The following is a 15655-nucleotide window of genomic DNA, read 5'->3' on the forward strand; positions in this document are numbered from 1 at the left end:
GCGCATTGCAACAATAGAACCAACGCCATATTGCGGCAGATGGCTCCTTGACCGTTGAATTGCAATAGATTCCGGCCACAAATAGGCCGTGCAGTTCTATTGTCGGTTTATGACAGCATAATGCAGCAAAGCGCGGTTTAGAGGTCCGTTTCCGGCTCCAGAAACTGCCGATAGGCCGGGTTGTCGGTCTCGTTCCAATAGGGAAAGCCGATGGCGTCGATATGGGCAATGAAGTCGGCCCGGGTCGCTGCCGGCACCTGCACCCCGACCAGCACGCGGCCATAGTCCGAGCCATGGTTGCGGTAGTGGAACAGCGAAATGTTCCAGGCATCGTTGAGCCCTTCGAGGAATTTCAGCAGCGCACCGGGGCGCTCGGGGAACTGGAAGCGATAGACCACCTCGTCCTCGATATCATTGACGCGGCCGCCGACCATGTGGCGGACATGCAGCTTGGCCACCTCATTGTCGGTGAGGTCGATGACCTGCAGGCCGCGATCTTCGAGCAGGCTGATGATCTCACGCTTTTCCGCATCGCCGCGCGTCAGCTTGATGCCGACGAAAATCTTGGCGGTGGCGCCATGGCCGAGGCGGTAATTGAACTCGGTGATCGGGCGCTGGCCCAACAGGCGGATAAAGGCGCGGTAGCTGCCCGGCTGTTCGGGAATGCCGACACAGAACAGCGCCTCGGCCCGCTCGCCGATTTCGGCACGCTCGGCCACATAGCGCAGCCGGTCGAAATTGACATTGGCACCCGAATTGATGGCGATCAGCGCGCCCTTGGGGGCCGCGCCGCTTTCCACCTGCCGCCGCAGCCCGGCCAGAGCCAGCGCGCCGGCCGGCTCGGCAATGGCGCGCATATTGTCGAAAATATCCTTGATCGCGGCGCAGATTTCGTCGGCGCTGACGGTGACGATGTCATCGAGCAATTCGCGGCACAGCCGGAAGGTCTCGTCGCCCACCTGGCGCACGGCGACGCCATCGGCAAACAGCCCGACTTCTTCCAGCACCACCGGATGGCCGGCGGCGATGGCGGCCTTCATGCTGGCGGCTTCTTCGGGCTCGACGCCGATGATCTTGATTTCGGGACGGAGGAATTTGACGAAGGCGGCAATGCCGGCGGCGAGGCCCCCGCCACCGACCGGCACATAGATGGCGCCGATTTCGCCCGGATGCTGGCGCAGCAATTCCATGCCGATGGTGCCCTGACCGGCGATCACGTCAGGATCATCGAACGGATGCACCACCACATAGCCATGCTTTTCCGCCAGTTCGGCGGCATGGAGGCGCGCGGCGTCAAAACCGTCGCCAAACAGCACGACTTCGCCGCCGAGGCGGCGCACGGCGTTCACTTTGATCGCCGGGGTTGTGGTCGGCATCACGATGATGGCGCGAATGCCCAGCCGGCTGGCCGACAGCGCCACGCCCTGGGCATGGTTGCCGGCCGAGGCGCAGATCACCCCGCGGAGCCGCTCCTCGGCGCTGAGCTGGGCGATGCGATTATGGGCGCCGCGAATCTTGAAGGAGAAGACCGGCTGCATGTCCTCGCGCTTGAGCAGCACCTCGACACCCAGGCGGGCGGAGAGCTGCTCCATCTTTTCGAGCGGGGTTTCCTCGGCCACTTCATAGACCGATGAGGTGAGGATGCGGCGGATATAGTCCTGCATGACGGCACTCCGGTAAGTGCCGCCGAGGGACGCCCGGGCGGCTGATTTGTCAACCGCCTCAATGGCACAGCCCTAACAGACAAGGCCGCCCACTGGGCGGCCTTGCAGCAAATTCTGGATTGGTGGCTTTAGAACTTCCAGGCGAGACCGGCGCGCACGACCGAGCCGCTCGGCTCGCTGGTGCCGGCCTTGACGCCGCCGCTGGTGACGTCATTGACGCCATAATGGGTCCAGGTCGCATTGAGGCGGGCCATCAGGTTTTCGGTGACCATCATGTCGACGCCCAGGCCGAGCTGCCAGCCGCCGGCGGTGTAGGTGGAGTCGGGCGTGCCGAAATGCGGGCTGAAATCGAAGCGCCCCCAGGTGTAACCCACCGTGGCATAGGCCAGCACATTGTTGGCCACCGGGTAGCCCAAGGTGGCGCGGACGGCGGTTTCCCACTTCAACGCGCCGTAATTCTTGCTGAGGTGTTCGAACTCGGTCGCCACATTGTTCACTTCGGCGTCGATGCCGAGCACGAACCAGTCATTGAGCTGCTGGCGATAGCCGGCGAAGATGCCGGCATTGCCGCCAATATCGCCGATCAGCAATTCGCCGGGCAGGCCGGTGTTGATTTCGTGGCTCTTCATCGCCACGAGGCTTCCCTGCGCGCCGACATAAAAGCCATCCCAGGCCGAATAGCTCGGCTGGTAGGACTGGTTGGTGACCGTGGGCAGGATCATGATGGTCTCGACCTGCTGGGCCTGAGCGCCGGCGACGGAAGCCATGAGGGTGGCGCCAACAAGGGCGGCAAGCTTGATTTCAGTACGCATGGAAAACCCCAGATAGTATTTGATGTAAATTGACACGCCGCAGCGCGGCGGGCCTATGCCCAAAGGGCCACACCCCGCGGAATAGCGGCGGAAAGTGGGAATTGGTTAGCAAATGGTGAACGCGATCAGCGAACGATCAGCGTGCCGGCGCCGAACTCGGTGAAGAGTTCCACCAAGACCACGTGGGGCATCTTGCCATTGAGGATCACCACGCCCTCGACGCCGTTATCCAGCGCCTCGAGACAGGTTTCCACCTTGGGAATCATGCCGCCGGAAATGGTGCCGTCGGCGATCAGTTCCTTGGCCTCGGCCACGCTCAGCTCGGGGATCAGCTTGCCGTTGCGATCCAGCACGCCCGGCACGTCGGTCAGGAACAGCAGGCGCTTGGCGCCGAGCGAGCCGGCAATGGCGCCGGCAAAAGTGTCGGCATTGATATTGTAGGTATTGCCATCGCGGCCGGGGGCTACGGGGGCGATGACCGGGATCATCTCCGAGCGCGCCAGCAGATCGAGCAGGGTGCGGTCGACATCGACCGGCTCGCCGACAAAGCCGAGATCGAGCACTTTCTCGATATTGGAGGTCGGGTCTTTCACCGTCTTCACGGCCTTTTTAGCGAAGACCATGTTGCCGTCCTTGCCGCACAACCCGATGGCCCATTCGCCCTCGGCATTGATCAGCGCGACGATTTCCTTGTTGATCGAACCGGCCAGCACCATTTCCACCACTTCCATGGTGCGCTGGTCGGTGACGCGGAGCCCGCCTTCGAATTTCGATTCGATGCCCAGCTTGGCCAGCATCGAGGCAATCTGCGGCCCGCCGCCATGCACTACGATCGGATTGACCTTGGACTGCTTGAGCAGCGCGATATCGCGGGCAAAGGCCTGGCCGAGCTTGGCGTCGCCCATGGCATGACCGCCATATTTCACCACGACGGTCTTGCCCTCATAGCGCTGCATATAGGGCAGCGCCTGCGCAAGAATCCCGGCATCATGGCTGAACCGGTCGGTCGAATTATCTTGGTCGGACATGGACGGCCCCATCCTGTTGGCAAGGCGGCAAAGATGCTTCGGGTCTAGAGCATAGCATCACAAAGGAAAAGCCGGTTCTATGGCATTTGCCCATTGATCCAATTCACGTTCTCCTGCGTTGTGGTGGCAGTGAGGAATCGGCAGGCGTCAGGAGGCTGCACTACCCATGTCCAGTCAGACGCCGCCATCGCGCGACATTGCCGACCTCATCGCCCGTTGCGCCCTGCGCGACCGCGCCGCCTTTCGCGTCCTCTATGACCGGACCAGCGCGAAACTCTTCGGCGTCACCCTGCGTATCTTGAGAGATCGAGCCGAGGCCGAAGAGGCGATCCAGGAAATCTATGTGAAGATCTGGCAGCGCGCCGATCGCTACGTGATGGGCAATACCAGCCCGATCAGCTGGCTGGTCGCCGTTGCCCGCAACCATGCGCTCGACATGCTGCGGGCGCGCCGCCCGGCCTCGGCCGATATCGACGCGGCGCTGGATATTGCCGATTCGGGGCCATCCCCGGAGCGGGCGGCCGAGGATAGCGACGAAAAACGCCGGATCGAGCACTGCCTGGGCACGCTCGAACCCGAGCGGGCCGATGCGGTGCGCGGCGCCTATCTCGATGGCTATAGCTACGAAGAACTGGCGTCCCGCCACGCCATACCCTTGAATACGATGCGGACCTGGTTGCGGCGGAGCCTGGTCAAACTGAAGGACTGTCTTTCGACATGAGCAGCAGCGGCGACAGCGATGGAGGTTTTGCCGGGCGCAATGCGCTGGTGGCCGAGTATGTGCTCGGCCTGCTGTCGGCTGCCGAGCATGCCCGTGTCGGCAGGCTGATCGAAGCCGATCCGGCCCTGCGCGCCGAGCATGATTTCTGGGTGGCGCGTTTTGCCGAGCTGGATGGTGAATTTGCTGAAGTGCCGGTGCCCCGTCCGCTGTTTGCCGCCATCGAAAAGCGGGTGTTTGGTGCGGCGACGGGCGGCGCGGCGGCGTTCTGGGACAATCTGATGGTCTGGCGCGGCATCGCTGCCGGGGCCATCGCTATTGCGGTCGCTGCCGTGGGCTTCAACCTGCTGCAGCCGGCGCCCGATGTCGGCGCGTTGACCACCCAATTGGTCGCCGCACTCGAAGCGGAGGGCAGCAATGTCAAATTCGTGGCGCTCTATGACGGCAGCGGCAATGTGCGGCTCACCGCCTTGTCGGGCGAGGCGGTGCCGGACCGCGATTTTGAACTCTGGGCCATCCAGGGCGGCAACGCGCCGGTGTCGATGGGCGTGATCCCGATCACCGATCGCAGCGCCGTCGCCGTCGCGCCGGCAATCATGGCGGGCTGGGGCGAAGGCTCGGTGCTGGCGATCACGCTGGAGCCCAAGGGTGGTTCCCCCAGCGGCGCGCCGACCGGCCCCATCGTCGCTCAGGGTGCGGTGACAAAAATCTGAAACTCTTCTTCGCGCCGTTCCGTACCTGCTGTTGTCCCTGCCGAATAGGGGAACGAAACACAGGAAGGAATGACTGCAATGACCCTCTCTCTCCGCGCTCTGTCCGTCGCCGCCATGCTCACCATCGCCTCGATCGGCGGCGCTATGGCCCAGGACAATCCGATGGTCGGCGGCGCCGCCATGTTTGCCGACAAGAACATTGTCGAGAACGCCGTGAACTCGGCCGATCACACCACGCTGGTCGCCGCCGTCAAGGCCGCCGGCCTGGTCGAGACGCTGTCGGGCGCTGGCCCGTTCACCGTGCTGGCCCCGGTCAACGCCGCCTTTGACGCCCTGCCGGCCGGTACGGTGGACAATTTGCTGAAGCCGGAAAACAAGGACATGCTGTCCACCATCCTGGCCTGTCATGTGATCCCGGCCAAGGCGCTGTCGGGTGACATTGCCGGCATGGTCAAGGCCGATGGCGGCGAGCATGTCGTCGATACCGTCGGCGGCTGCAAGCTGACCCTCAAGGATGTCGACGGCAAGATCACCGTTACCGATGAAAACGGCACCGTCGCCAATGTGACCATCCCCGACGTGATCCAGTCCAATGGCGTGATCCACGTCATCGACGCCGTGCTGACGCCAAAATCGGCCATGTAGCCACCAATGAGAGGTCGCGCATTGTGCGGCCTCTCACCATAACTTGACGTGTCATTGTCCCCTGGAGGGACGTAGAATAGCTGTCGAAACGCTTTCGCGCCCGCGGCGCGGCGGCAGGTTTGAAGGGAAGACGGAATGGCTGTCCTTGATCGTCGTCAGGTGTTGCTGGGCGGCACGGCTGTTGCCGCGCTCGCCGCCTATGCGGTGTTGCGTCCCACGGCCCCGGCGCAAGCCGCCGAAGGCAGTTTCCCATTCCAGCTGACGGATGCGGAATGGCAGGCACGGCTTGAGCCGGCCGCCTATCAGACGCTGCGCCACGAGGCCACCGAGATGCCGTTCAGCTCGCCGCTGGATGATGAGCATCGCGCCGGAACGTTCCACTGCGCCGGCTGCGATCAGGCGCTGTTCAATTCGGACACCAAATTCGACAGCGGCACCGGCTGGCCGAGCTTTTACACCTTTATCGACGGCGCGCTGGGCACGACGGAAGACAACACACTGTTCATGGCTCGGGTCGAAGTTCACTGCTCCAATTGCGGTGGGCATCAGGGGCATGTGTTCGAAGATGGTCCGCCCCCGACCGGGCTGCGTTACTGTATCAATGGCGTGGCGCTCCGGTTCCAGCCGGCCTAGTCTTTCGCCCCATTGCGGCCGATCTGGTTTTCCCGCTATGGCGGTGGGATCGGCCCTCTCGGGAACACTCCATGAAGCTTACCTTTATTCAGACCGGCGACGTGCCCGCGCCGCTGCGCGGCCAGTTCGGCCCCTATCACCGCATGTTTGAAACCATGTTCGACGCTACGGGGCAGGGGTTTAGCTATGAGGTCGTGCCGGTGTCCGATGGCGCTGCGCTGCCCGAGCCGGCGGCGCTGGAGGGTATTGTCATCACCGGGTCGCCGGCGGGAGTCTATGAGGACCATGCCTGGCTGGGACCGCTGCGCGACTTCATCCGCGACGCGTATGAAAGCAAGATCCCGATGCTGGGCATCTGTTTCGGCCATCAGATCATGGCCGACGCCTTGGGCGGGGATGTGCGCAAGTCCGAAAAGGGCTGGGGCCTTGGCCGCCATACCTACGCCGTCACCGCACGGCCCGCCTTCATGGCCGATGCGCCCGCCGCGCTGGCGGTGGCCTGCTCGCATCAGGATCAGGTGATTGTCCCGCCTGCCGAGGCCGAGGTGATCCTGGCATCAGACTTCACGCCCAATGCCGGGCTGGTCTATCGCAATGGGGCGGCGCTGAGTTTTCAGCCGCACCCCGAATTTGCCGATGACTATGCGCTGGCCCTGGCCGAGATGCGGCGCGGCCGGGTGGCCGACGAGCTTGTCGACCAGGCACTGGTCTCGGTGGCCACGCCTTCCAGCAGCCCTGTGCTGGCCGGCTATATCGCCCGCTTCTTCAAGGATCGCTGAGGCGAAGCCTCAGCTTTCCAGCAACATGGCGATTTCGGTGCGCAGGTCGCGCAACCCGTCGCCCTTATGCGATGAGGTCAGGATCACCCGCGGGTGGGCGGCCGGGCGCTTGAGAATGGCGGCCTGGGTGGCGGCGATGACATTTTCCAGATCCTTGGCCAGCGGCTTGTCGGCCTTGGTCAGGACGATCTGATAGCTCACGGCAGCCCGGTCCAGCTCGTTCATCACCGTCAGATCATTGTCCTTGGGGCCATGGCGGCCATCGACCAGCACATAGACCCGGCGCAGCGTGGCGCGGCCGGTGAGATATTGGTGGATCAGCTTGGTCCAGGCGCGGACCTTGTCCTCGGGGGCCTTGGCATAGCCATAGCCGGGCATGTCGACGATGCGCAGCTCTTCGCTCTGGCTCTCGAAGATATTGAGTTCCTGGGTGCGGCCAGGCGTGTTCGAGGTGCGGGCCAGGCTCGACGTGCCGGCCAGAGCATTGATCAGGCTCGACTTGCCGACATTGGAGCGGCCGGCAAAGGCGATCTCGACCTTGTCCATCGGCGGCAGGTCGGCGATGCGCACGCAGCCCTTGGTGAACAGGATCGGTCGCGCGAACAGCAGGCGGCCGCGTTCGATCATTTCGGGTTGGTAATCGACAGTGTTCATGGTGCTGCTCGCTTCAAACAATAAGCCCGCCGGAGGTGTCCGGCGGGCAATAGCAGGTCTGATCCGCTATGGCGATATCAGGGCTTGGTCGGCTCGGTCGACTTCGGCTTGCGCTTGAAGGCGTCGAGAATGTTGCCAAGCAGGTTCACCTCGGCGCCGTGGCGCTTCATGATGAAATATTGCTGGGTCACCGACAGCGTGTTGTTCCAGGCCCAGTAGATCACCAGACCCGCCGGGAAGGTGCCCAGCATGAAGGTGAAGATCACCGGCATCCAGTTGAAGATCATCGCCTGGGTCGGATCGGGCGGCGGCGGATTGAGCTTCATCTGCACCCACATGGTGATGCCCATGATGACGGGCCAGACGCCCAGATGCAGGAAGCTGCCGATGAAGGGCAGGGCGGTCGGATCCCACGGGATCAGGCCGAACAGGGTGAAGATATTGGTCGGATCGGGCGCCGCCAGATCCTGAATCCAGCCGAAAAACGGCGCATGGCGCATGTCGAGGCTGATGAAGATGACGGTGTAGAGGGCGAAGAACACCGGGATCTGGATCAGGATCGGCCAGCACCCGCTGAGCGGATTGATCTTTTCCTTCTTGTACAGCTCCATCATGGCCTGCTGCTGGGCCGGACGGTCGTCCTTGAAGCGCTCCTGGATCGACTTCATCTCCGGCTGCACGCGACGCATGGCGGCCATCGAGGCGAAGGAGCGGCTGGCCAGCGGGAAGAAGATGGCCTTGACGATCACGGTCACCGCCAGCACGGCAACGCCGAAATTGCCGATGATGGAGTTGAGGAAGGTCAGCAGATAATACATCGGCTTGGTGATGAAATGCAGCCAACCCCAGTCGATCAGCAGCTCGAGCCGGTCGAAACCATATTGCTGCTGATAGGCGGTGATGACGCTTTCTTCCTTGGCGCCGGCAAACAGATAGCTCTCATGGATCGCCGTGGCGCCCGGAGCGACGATGACCGGCGTCGTCTCGACAAAGCTGGTCTGGTAATCGTCATAGGCGCCGGTGTTCTTCCACGAGAACAGCGCATTCAGCGCGTTGCCGGGCTTGGCCAGCACGGCGGTCGCCCAGTATTTGTCCGAGAAGCCGAGCCAGCCGGTGGTGTTGTCGAAGCGGGCCTGCTGGTCTTTCTGCAGATCGCTATATTTCTTGGAAATCAGGTTGTTCGAGCCCAGTACGCCATGCGGGCCTTCATGCTGGATGAAGAAATTGGCAACGTGGGGCGTGCCGTGACGGGCGACGCGGGCATAGGGGAACAGGGCCACATCACCGGCACCGGTGTTTTCGACCGACTGGGTGACGGTAAACAGGTAATGCTCATCGACCGAGAAGGTGCGGTGAAAGATCAGCCCGGCGCCATTGTCCCAGCGCAGGATGACCGGCGTGGTCGCCGTCAGCGTCGTCGCGCCATTTTCGACCGTCCATACGCTCTTGCCATCGGGCAAGGCGACATTGGTGCCGCTGGCGGGGACCCAGCCCTGCTCGGCGAAATAGGCATTGGGCGCGCCGGCCGGGGTCAGCAGGGTAATGATCGGCGAATCTGGGTCGACAGTCTCGCGATACTGCTTGAGCTCGAGGTCATCGAGGCGGGCGCCGGTCAGGTTGATCGAGCCATGCAGGTCTTCGGTGTCGATGATGACGCGCTGGGTGGCGGCAATGGCCGCAGCGCGATCGGCATAGACCGCATTGCCATCGGCGGCCGGCACGGGGGCGCCATTGACATCGACCGTGGTGGTCGGGGTCGCCAAAGCGGCTTCGGCCTGCGCCTGCTCGGCAGCGATCTGGGCCTGCTGCTGGGCGCGCTCCATCTGTGGGCCAGCCACAAGGAACTGCCAGCCGAACAGCACGACCATGCTGAGCACGATGGCGATGATCACATTACGATTGTCGGTCATTGTCTGGGTTTCCGTGGGCCGCGGCCGGAAGAGTGGCGCTGGTCGGTCGATCTGGGAGTATGCACGCGCTCGATCAGCGCGCCCAAATCGGCAACCAGTTTGGCGAAGGGTTCGCTGAGCGCTTCCCGTCGTCCGACCAGCACATAGTCATGGTGAGGGATAAAGTCACGCGCGCATGCTGTCACAGCCGCGCGAAGGCGACGTTTTATGCGATTGCGCTGGGGAGAATTGCCGGTTTTTTTGGTGACGGTGAAGCCGATGCCAGCCGGAGCCTCATCAGCCGCGATCACCTGCAGCCCAAACGCAGAGCGCCCGGCGCGATTGCCCCGGGCAGCCCGTTGGAACTGGGAACGCTTGACCAGCCGACGCAGGGCGTCAGGCGTGTTCTCGCTGGCCGTCATCCGGCCACCGGACCTTAGGCCGTAAGCTTCTTGCGGCCGTCGCGGCGGCGCTTGTTGATGATCGCGCGACCGTCCTTGGTGGCCATACGGGCACGGAAACCGTGACGGCGGGCACGCACGAGCTGCGACGGCTGATAAGTACGCTTCATGACATCAAACCGCGCCGGGCACGGTTCCTCTGGTTTAGCTCTGCACAAGCAGGAATTTCAGACACACATCAAGCGCCAAGCGCCCACGGTGCGGGTTGGTGGCGTCTATAGGGAAAACCCGAGGCCAAGTCAACGCGCGGCACCACACTTCCTTGCATTGCTTCCCCCGTTGTTTTCGCGGCGATATCGCCCCATAAGACCCGACGCAAGCATTTCTTCTGGCCGTTGGCAGGTAATGGCGGACGCAATCAAACCTGATCTCTGTGTCATCGGCGCCGGCGCGCTCGGCGTCAGCCTGGCGCTCAGGGCAAGGCAGCGTGGCTTGAGCGTCGTGCTGGTGCAGGGCGCTACGCCCGAGGGCGATCCGGTTGCCGGCAGCCTGCGCCGCGCCACCCTGCTGGCCAGTGCCGAGCGAGCTGAGGCCATGCGCAGCGCCGGCCAGGTCGGCCTCAGCGCCGTCGAACCCAAACTCAATTTTCGCGCCATCACCGAGCATGCCGACGCTATTGCCGCCGCCGCCGCGCCGCGCGATGCGGCCGAGCGCCTGGCCGGGCTCGGGGTCACTATGCTCGCCGGCCCCGCCAGTTTTATCGACCGGCAGACGCTGCGCTGTGGCGATCACACCATCCGCGCCCGCCAGTTCGCGCTGGCCACCGGCGCGACGCCGCTGATTCCCCCGCTGCCGGGGCTGGAGCAGGTGAAATTCTTCACCGCCGACAGCATTGCCGACAATAGCCGCAAGCTCAGCCATCTGGTGGTGATCGGTGGCGAGCCGGCGGCCTTCGAACTGGCGCAGGCCTATCGCCGGCTCGGCGCCATGGTGACGCTGGTGCCGCAGGGCGGGTTGTTGCCGGGCTTTGATCCCGAATTGGTCGCCATCCTGCTGCGCGCGCTGCGCGAAGAGGGGGTGGTCATTCTCGATGATGCCGAAGTCTCCGCGATTCTGCCGCGCAGCCAGGGCACCGGCATTGCTTTGCGCCGATCCGGCGGCGAGGACAGCCTCGATGTCTCCCATATCCTCGTCGCCATGGGACGGGTGCCGCTGCTCGATGCCGAACTGTTGGACAAGGCCAAATTGCGCCGCGACCGCATGCGGCCCGAACTGCTGCAGCTTGGCCCCGATGGGCAGACCAGCAATGGCCGCATCACTGCCATTGGCGGCGCGGCCGGGGAGCACCAGCCCCATATCGGCGCGCACCAGGTGACGCTGCTGCTCGAACGCCTGCTGCGGCTCGGTCCCGGTCGGCTCGATGTCCAGCAGGTGCCGCGCCTCGTGGCCACCCAACCGGCGCTGGCCCAATTGGGTGGGCTGGAGGCCGGCGCCAAGCTGCGTCCGGGCCAGACGGTGTGGCGCAGCAATCTGGTGGAAACCGAAACAGCACAGGCCAGCGGCCAGCCAGCGGGCACGGTCAAGCTGATCGCCGCCGCCAATGGCGCCATCAGCAGCGCCGGGGCCGTCGGTGCCGACGCCGGGGAACTGGCCGCAATGCTGGCGCTGGCGATGGGGCGTGGCCTCAAGCTGGGCGAACTGGCCGGGCTGGCGCTGCCCCAGCCTAGCGCCGCTGCCGCGCTGGTGGAACTGGCCGAGCACTATCTGGCACAGCAGCCGCCGCGCCGCTGGCCGGCGCAGCTTCCCGCCCTGCTACGCCTGCGGCGCTGACGCATCCCCCATCCGGGGGCTTACGCCTTGTGCGGCTTTGCCTATAATGATGGGCAATGACAGTTCAACGCAGTGTCCTGCCCGGCCGGTTTTCCGGCCTTTCGATCAAGCTCATCGCCACCATCATCGCGGTGATTCTTCTGGTCGAAATCGTGGTCTATCTGCCATCGCTCGCCAGCTTCCGGGCAAACTGGCTGGAGGATCGGCTGCGCGTTAGCGTGGTGGCGGCCCGGGTGCTCGATGCCGTGCCCGACGTGATGGCACTGCCGCGTGAACTCACCGACCGGCTGCTGACCTCGGCCGGGGCCAATGCCATCGTCTATCGCCGGGAGGGGCAGAGCCAGCTGATCGAGCTGGCCAACCCCATCACCCCGGATGTGGTGGTGACGGCCGATATGCGGCAGGCCGATCTGATGACGCTGATCGCCGGCTCCATCGATACGCTGTTTGCCGGCCCCGGCCGCACCATGCGCATTATCGGTCAGGGCGATCTGGACGATACGCTGATCGAGCTGCTGATGCCCGAGCGGGCGCTGCGGCAGGACATGCTGGCCTATTCCCGCCAGATCGGGGTGATCTCGCTGGCCATCGCCGCCATCACCGCCGTGGTGCTGTATCTGCTGGCCAGCTATCTGCTCATCTATCCGGTGCGCCGGCTGACACAGAACATGCTGGCCTTCCGGCAGGCGCCCGAAAACGCCAGCCTCATCATCATCCCCTCGGCCCGCCGCGACGAAATCGGCATTGCCGAGCGCGAACTGGCGGCGATGGAGGCCGACATCTTCTCCATGCTGCGGCAGCGCCGCCATCTGGCCGATCTGGGGCTGGCCGTGGCCAAGATCAACCATGATCTGCGCAATACCCTGACCTCGGCGCAATTGCTCTCCGATCAGGTGGCGACGCTCGACGACCCCAAGGTGCAGCGGCTGGCGCCCCGGCTGGTCACCACGCTGGACAAGGCCATCGGCTTTGCCCAGTCGGTGCTCGATTATGGCCGCGAGAGCGCCGCCCCGCCGGTGATGGTGCCCGTCGAAATAGCGCCGCTGGTTGCCGATGCCGCCTTCGAGGCGCGGCTGGACGGCCACCCCAGCATCGTCTTCACCAATGCCACGCCGGAGGATCTGGTGCTCAAGGTCGATGCCACCCAGCTCGGCCGCGTGCTGCTCAACCTGCTCAAGAATGCCCGCGAGGCGCTGGAAGCCGCCGGCACCGCCATTGCGGCCCCCAGCATCGCCGTCACCACCACCGAGGATGCCGAGAGCGTCACCCTGTCGGTCACCGATAACGGCCCGGGCCTGCCGCCGCGGGCGCGTGCCAATCTGTTCGTCGCCTTCGAAGGCTCGGCGCGGGCCGGCGGCACCGGGCTGGGTCTGGCCATCGCCCGCGAGATTACCGAAGCGCATGGCGGCCAGCTGGTCTTTATCGATCAGCCCATCGGCACGCGCTTTGACCTGATTCTGCCGGCCGGCTTGCGTATCCGCCCTTGAGGCAGGGCGACTTATCCCCAGCACCGTGTCAGCGCAGGGCTTTGTTGTCGCAGGCGAATTGCCGAAAAGCCGCTTCCAGGGGGCGCGCCGGGCGCTAGTTGTGCGCAGTGGCAAGAAACTGTCATCTGTGCGCTTGCCAACCCCGAAATGCCCATGTATGGGTTGCGCCGCTTCAGACGGATATCACATCCAGTCCCGTCTGAACCGCCGATCTTGTCGGCAATGCGCGCCCGTAGCTCAGCTGGATAGAGCACCAGACTACGAATCTGGGGGTCGGACGTTCGAATCGTTCCGGGCGCGCCATTCATTTCAAGGACTGTCAGGCCAAATTGAACCTGGGTCGATTCCAAGGAGTCGTGGGTCGATGGCACTTGCACGAAGTTCCGGTCCCTTAGCTCAGTTGGATAGAGCATCGGCCTTCTAAGCCGGTTGTCGGTGGTTCGAGTCCACCAGGGATCACCAGCATTGCCAGGCGCGTCACTCGCGACGGCTACTAGTCTGCCTTCGTAGCTCAACTGGACAGAGCAGATCCGTCCTAAGGATACGGCTGGGGGTTCGAGTCCCTTCGAAGGCACCATCTATGGTCGCGTAGCTCAGCTGGATAGAGCGTCGGATTCCGATTCCGAAGGCCGGGGATTCGAATTCCTCCGCGATCACCAGTACTTTGGCTGTCCCCAGAAACCGAGTGGCCAGGTTGCCGCGACTCGCTTTAGTCCTCGTTCATGGTAACCCGCGAAGAACTCCATCACCTCGTCTGGTCGCAGCCCATGATCAAAGTCGGCGAGCGCTACAATGTATCGGGAAGCTATATGGCGCGTGTATGTGCCGCCCTAAACGTGCCGCGACCGGCGAGAGGTTACTGGGCAAAGCTGGCTGTCGGCAAAGCGCCGCCTACGGAGGATCTGCCGGCCACGCTTCCAGGCGATGCAGTTGCCTGGAACGAGAAAGGTGGACCGCTGGCATTGCCGGTACCTCCACGCCAGGCGATCGACGCCACCCCAAAGCAACGGGGGACGCGAACCAGTAAACCCGCGCCTACGATGCATTCCTTGGTCCGGAACTACAGAGGCGAGTTTCTTCGGTCCAGGCCGAAGGAGACCGGAGGTTACCTCAAGCCGTACAAGAAGCTTCTGCCATACGTAGTCGCTTCGGAGGCATGCCTGGAACGGGCCCTGAGCTTAGCCAGTAAGCTGTACAACGAGCTTGAGGCTGTCGGAGCCAGGGTGATCATCGCACCGGGAGATCGGCACTGGAACCAAGCCGCCGTCGACGAACGCGAATTCCCCCGTGAGAAGCGAGATCGCTATTCCTACAGCGGCCTTTGGTCACCTGCACGGCCAACGGTCGCCTTTTTTGAGGAAGCCGCGATCTCGATCGTCGTAATCGAGATGACCGAAGAAGTTCTGCTTCGCTATGCCGGTGGTGGCTACATCCGCGAGACCGAATACCAGGACAACCTGCGGAAATACCGGCGTGAACACACTTGGACGACAACCAAGCCGTTGCCGAGTGGCCGTATTCGTGTGGTTGCCCACTCCGCCGAAGGCGTCGACTGGTCGCTGACGTGGCAGGAAGATGGGGCTGCCTCCCTCGAGGCGTCGCTGCATGAGATCGCCGGCAAAATCCGGGAAGCTGTCCCGCAGGTTGCAAGCTTAGTCGAAGAGTCCAAGCGTCAAGCCCAGATCCGGCGCCAGGAATGGATGGCGGCCGAGGAAAGGCGAAGGCAGGCGGAAGACCAGCGACGAGTTGAGGAGTCGGTCAAGCAGAGCCGCGAACAACTCGGCCAAGTCATTGAGCAGTGGTCAGAGAGGACCGCAGTTGAACGGTTTTTCGATGAGCTATCCATAGCGATTGACCAGCTACCCGAATCCGATAGAGCGGCGATGGCCGCCCGTCTGCAGATGGCTCGAGAATTCATGGGCGCAACAGATCCTCTCCAATTCTTCGAGGGGTGGAAAACACCGCGCGAACGGTACCAGCCAATCTATCCGTCATCCGACTGAGAGCCCTACGGGCTTAGGGCCGGCTGCCAAACTCACTAGCTCGATCGACGCGAGAAAACGTGCCGCGGCCGGCTTGGCTTCCGGCTGCGGCCTGTCCGCCCCGAAACGCCAAACCAAATAGCGCTTGATTAAGTCCAGTTTCCGGACGACCGTACTATCTAACGCGCTGGATAGCTGGGTAGTCGGATAGCAAGAATGGCTAAGCCAAAAGGTGGCGATAAGGTGAAGCGTCAGCGAAAAGACGGGCGGAAATCTTTCCTCGCCTATCTTCAGCCGGATGTCATTCGCAGCTTGAAGGTTTCGGCATTGGATCAGGGCATTCCGGCCTATCGCATTGTCGAAGATGCTCTAAAAGACTGGCTCAAGGGCCAGCCGAAGGCCGACTGACAAATGGGGGAT

General features: G+C 63.4%; 16 protein-coding genes and 4 tRNA genes. 13 read left to right on the plus strand and 7 right to left on the minus strand.

What is annotated here, in order from left to right; translation table 11 throughout:
* Window positions 1–137: 137 nt before the first annotated feature.
* The 3 genes from ilvA to argB form a co-directional block, all read right to left on the minus strand.
* Window positions 138–1664: a threonine ammonia-lyase, biosynthetic gene (gene ilvA, locus ACX3OZ_RS14355; protein WP_459094557.1), complete on the minus strand. Its 1527-nt coding sequence runs from the start codon at window positions 1662–1664 to the stop codon at window positions 138–140.
* 128 nt (window positions 1665–1792) lie between these two features.
* A complete protein-coding gene (locus tag ACX3OZ_RS14360) occupies window positions 1793–2476 on the minus strand; it encodes an outer membrane protein (RefSeq protein WP_459094558.1) in 684 nt (227 codons plus the stop codon).
* Window positions 2477–2601: 125 nt separating this feature from the next.
* Window positions 2602–3504: an acetylglutamate kinase gene (gene argB / locus ACX3OZ_RS14365; RefSeq protein ID WP_459094559.1), complete on the minus strand. Its 903-nt coding sequence runs from the start codon at window positions 3502–3504 to the stop codon at window positions 2602–2604.
* Window positions 3505–3670: 166 nt separating this feature from the next.
* Here argB and ACX3OZ_RS14370 point away from each other — a divergent pair, with 166 nt between their 5' ends.
* From ACX3OZ_RS14370 to ACX3OZ_RS14390, 5 genes are all read left to right on the plus strand, one after another.
* Window positions 3671–4225, plus strand: a complete 555-nt coding sequence (locus ACX3OZ_RS14370) for a sigma-70 family RNA polymerase sigma factor (RefSeq protein WP_459094560.1) — start codon at window positions 3671–3673, stop codon at window positions 4223–4225.
* The gene (locus ACX3OZ_RS14375; RefSeq protein ID WP_459094561.1) at window positions 4222–4935 is read left to right on the plus strand and encodes an anti-sigma factor; all 714 of its coding nucleotides are present in this window, start codon (window positions 4222–4224) and stop codon (window positions 4933–4935) included. Before ACX3OZ_RS14370 ends, ACX3OZ_RS14375 begins: the two co-directional genes overlap by 4 nt.
* 114 nt (window positions 4936–5049) lie before the next feature.
* Complete coding sequence (locus ACX3OZ_RS14380) at window positions 5050–5580, plus strand: fasciclin domain-containing protein (RefSeq protein WP_459094802.1); 531 nt, start codon at window positions 5050–5052, stop codon at window positions 5578–5580.
* Window positions 5581–5715: 135 nt separating this feature from the next.
* Entirely contained in the window at window positions 5716–6213 is a 498-nt protein-coding gene (gene msrB / locus ACX3OZ_RS14385) for a peptide-methionine (R)-S-oxide reductase MsrB (RefSeq protein WP_459104737.1), read from the plus strand.
* A 71-nt stretch (window positions 6214–6284) separates the two neighbouring features.
* Window positions 6285–6992 (plus strand): type 1 glutamine amidotransferase, encoded by a 708-nt coding sequence (locus ACX3OZ_RS14390; protein ID WP_459104738.1) that lies wholly within the window; start codon window positions 6285–6287, stop codon window positions 6990–6992.
* A gap of 9 nt (window positions 6993–7001) precedes the next feature.
* On the opposite strand, the gene yihA is transcribed toward ACX3OZ_RS14390, so the two are convergent.
* The 4 genes from yihA to rpmH all read right to left on the minus strand — a co-directional run bounded on the left by yihA (window position 7002) and on the right by rpmH (window position 10106).
* Window positions 7002–7646 carry a ribosome biogenesis GTP-binding protein YihA/YsxC gene (gene yihA / locus ACX3OZ_RS14395; RefSeq protein WP_459094564.1) on the minus strand — a complete coding sequence of 215 codons (645 nt, stop codon included), beginning with the start codon at window positions 7644–7646 and terminating at the stop codon, window positions 7002–7004.
* Window positions 7647–7723: 77 nt separating this feature from the next.
* Complete coding sequence (yidC, locus tag ACX3OZ_RS14400) at window positions 7724–9556, minus strand: membrane protein insertase YidC (protein WP_459104739.1); 1833 nt, start codon at window positions 9554–9556, stop codon at window positions 7724–7726.
* Entirely contained in the window at window positions 9553–9957 is a 405-nt protein-coding gene (gene rnpA / locus ACX3OZ_RS14405; protein ID WP_459094566.1) for a ribonuclease P protein component, read from the minus strand. The genes yidC and rnpA overlap by 4 nt, the downstream gene beginning before the upstream one ends.
* A gap of 14 nt (window positions 9958–9971) precedes the next feature.
* Window positions 9972–10106, minus strand: a complete 135-nt coding sequence (gene rpmH, locus ACX3OZ_RS14410) for a 50S ribosomal protein L34 (RefSeq protein WP_046136922.1) — start codon at window positions 10104–10106, stop codon at window positions 9972–9974.
* Between the two features lie 235 nt (window positions 10107–10341).
* Between rpmH and ACX3OZ_RS14415 the strand changes: the two genes are divergently transcribed.
* The 8 genes from ACX3OZ_RS14415 to ACX3OZ_RS14450 all read left to right on the plus strand — a co-directional run bounded on the left by ACX3OZ_RS14415 (window position 10342) and on the right by ACX3OZ_RS14450 (window position 15643).
* On the plus strand, window positions 10342–11766 hold the full coding sequence (locus tag ACX3OZ_RS14415; RefSeq protein ID WP_459104740.1) for an FAD-dependent oxidoreductase: 1425 nt from the start codon (window positions 10342–10344) through the stop codon (window positions 11764–11766).
* A gap of 56 nt (window positions 11767–11822) precedes the next feature.
* Window positions 11823–13253: an ATP-binding protein gene (locus ACX3OZ_RS14420; protein WP_459104741.1), complete on the plus strand. Its 1431-nt coding sequence runs from the start codon at window positions 11823–11825 to the stop codon at window positions 13251–13253.
* Between the two features lie 226 nt (window positions 13254–13479).
* A tRNA-Arg gene (locus ACX3OZ_RS14425) sits at window positions 13480–13556 on the plus strand.
* 82 nt (window positions 13557–13638) lie between these two features.
* A tRNA-Arg gene (locus ACX3OZ_RS14430) sits at window positions 13639–13715 on the plus strand.
* A gap of 38 nt (window positions 13716–13753) precedes the next feature.
* Window positions 13754–13830 (plus strand) — tRNA-Arg (locus ACX3OZ_RS14435).
* Between the two features lie 5 nt (window positions 13831–13835).
* Window positions 13836–13912 (plus strand) — tRNA-Arg (locus ACX3OZ_RS14440).
* A 108-nt stretch (window positions 13913–14020) separates the two neighbouring features.
* Window positions 14021–15256, plus strand: coding sequence for a hypothetical protein (locus ACX3OZ_RS14445; RefSeq protein ID WP_459104742.1), 1236 nt, complete (start codon window positions 14021–14023; stop codon window positions 15254–15256).
* 195 nt (window positions 15257–15451) lie between these two features.
* Entirely contained in the window at window positions 15452–15643 is a 192-nt protein-coding gene (locus ACX3OZ_RS14450; RefSeq protein WP_459104743.1) for a hypothetical protein, read from the plus strand.
* Window positions 15644–15655: the final 12 nt, after the last annotated feature.

Source organism: Devosia sp. A369 (assembly GCF_054489345.1).

Excerpts from the sequence above, each read along its gene's own strand:
- rpmH (WP_046136922.1), bottom strand. The coding sequence starts at position 10,106 with ATGAAGCGTACTTATCAGCCGTCGCAGCTCGTGCGTGCCCGCCGTCAC.
- ilvA (WP_459094557.1), bottom strand. The coding sequence starts at position 1,664 with ATGCAGGACTATATCCGCCGCATCCTCACCTCATCGGTCTATGAAGTG.
- ACX3OZ_RS14375 (WP_459094561.1), top strand. The coding sequence starts at position 4,222 with ATGAGCAGCAGCGGCGACAGCGATGGAGGTTTTGCCGGGCGCAATGCG.
- rnpA (WP_459094566.1), bottom strand. The coding sequence starts at position 9,957 with ATGACGGCCAGCGAGAACACGCCTGACGCCCTGCGTCGGCTGGTCAAG.
- yihA (WP_459094564.1), bottom strand. The coding sequence starts at position 7,646 with ATGAACACTGTCGATTACCAACCCGAAATGATCGAACGCGGCCGCCTG.
- ACX3OZ_RS14450 (WP_459104743.1), top strand. The coding sequence starts at position 15,452 with ATGGCTAAGCCAAAAGGTGGCGATAAGGTGAAGCGTCAGCGAAAAGAC.
- yidC (WP_459104739.1), bottom strand. The coding sequence starts at position 9,556 with ATGACCGACAATCGTAATGTGATCATCGCCATCGTGCTCAGCATGGTC.
- ACX3OZ_RS14370 (WP_459094560.1), top strand. The coding sequence starts at position 3,671 with ATGTCCAGTCAGACGCCGCCATCGCGCGACATTGCCGACCTCATCGCC.
- msrB (WP_459104737.1), top strand. The coding sequence starts at position 5,716 with ATGGCTGTCCTTGATCGTCGTCAGGTGTTGCTGGGCGGCACGGCTGTT.
- ACX3OZ_RS14380 (WP_459094802.1), top strand. The coding sequence starts at position 5,050 with ATGCTCACCATCGCCTCGATCGGCGGCGCTATGGCCCAGGACAATCCG.
- ACX3OZ_RS14390 (WP_459104738.1), top strand. The coding sequence starts at position 6,285 with ATGAAGCTTACCTTTATTCAGACCGGCGACGTGCCCGCGCCGCTGCGC.
- ACX3OZ_RS14420 (WP_459104741.1), top strand. The coding sequence starts at position 11,823 with ATGACAGTTCAACGCAGTGTCCTGCCCGGCCGGTTTTCCGGCCTTTCG.
- ACX3OZ_RS14360 (WP_459094558.1), bottom strand. The coding sequence starts at position 2,476 with ATGCGTACTGAAATCAAGCTTGCCGCCCTTGTTGGCGCCACCCTCATG.
- ACX3OZ_RS14445 (WP_459104742.1), top strand. The coding sequence starts at position 14,021 with ATGATCAAAGTCGGCGAGCGCTACAATGTATCGGGAAGCTATATGGCG.
- argB (WP_459094559.1), bottom strand. The coding sequence starts at position 3,504 with ATGTCCGACCAAGATAATTCGACCGACCGGTTCAGCCATGATGCCGGG.
- ACX3OZ_RS14415 (WP_459104740.1), top strand. The coding sequence starts at position 10,342 with ATGGCGGACGCAATCAAACCTGATCTCTGTGTCATCGGCGCCGGCGCG.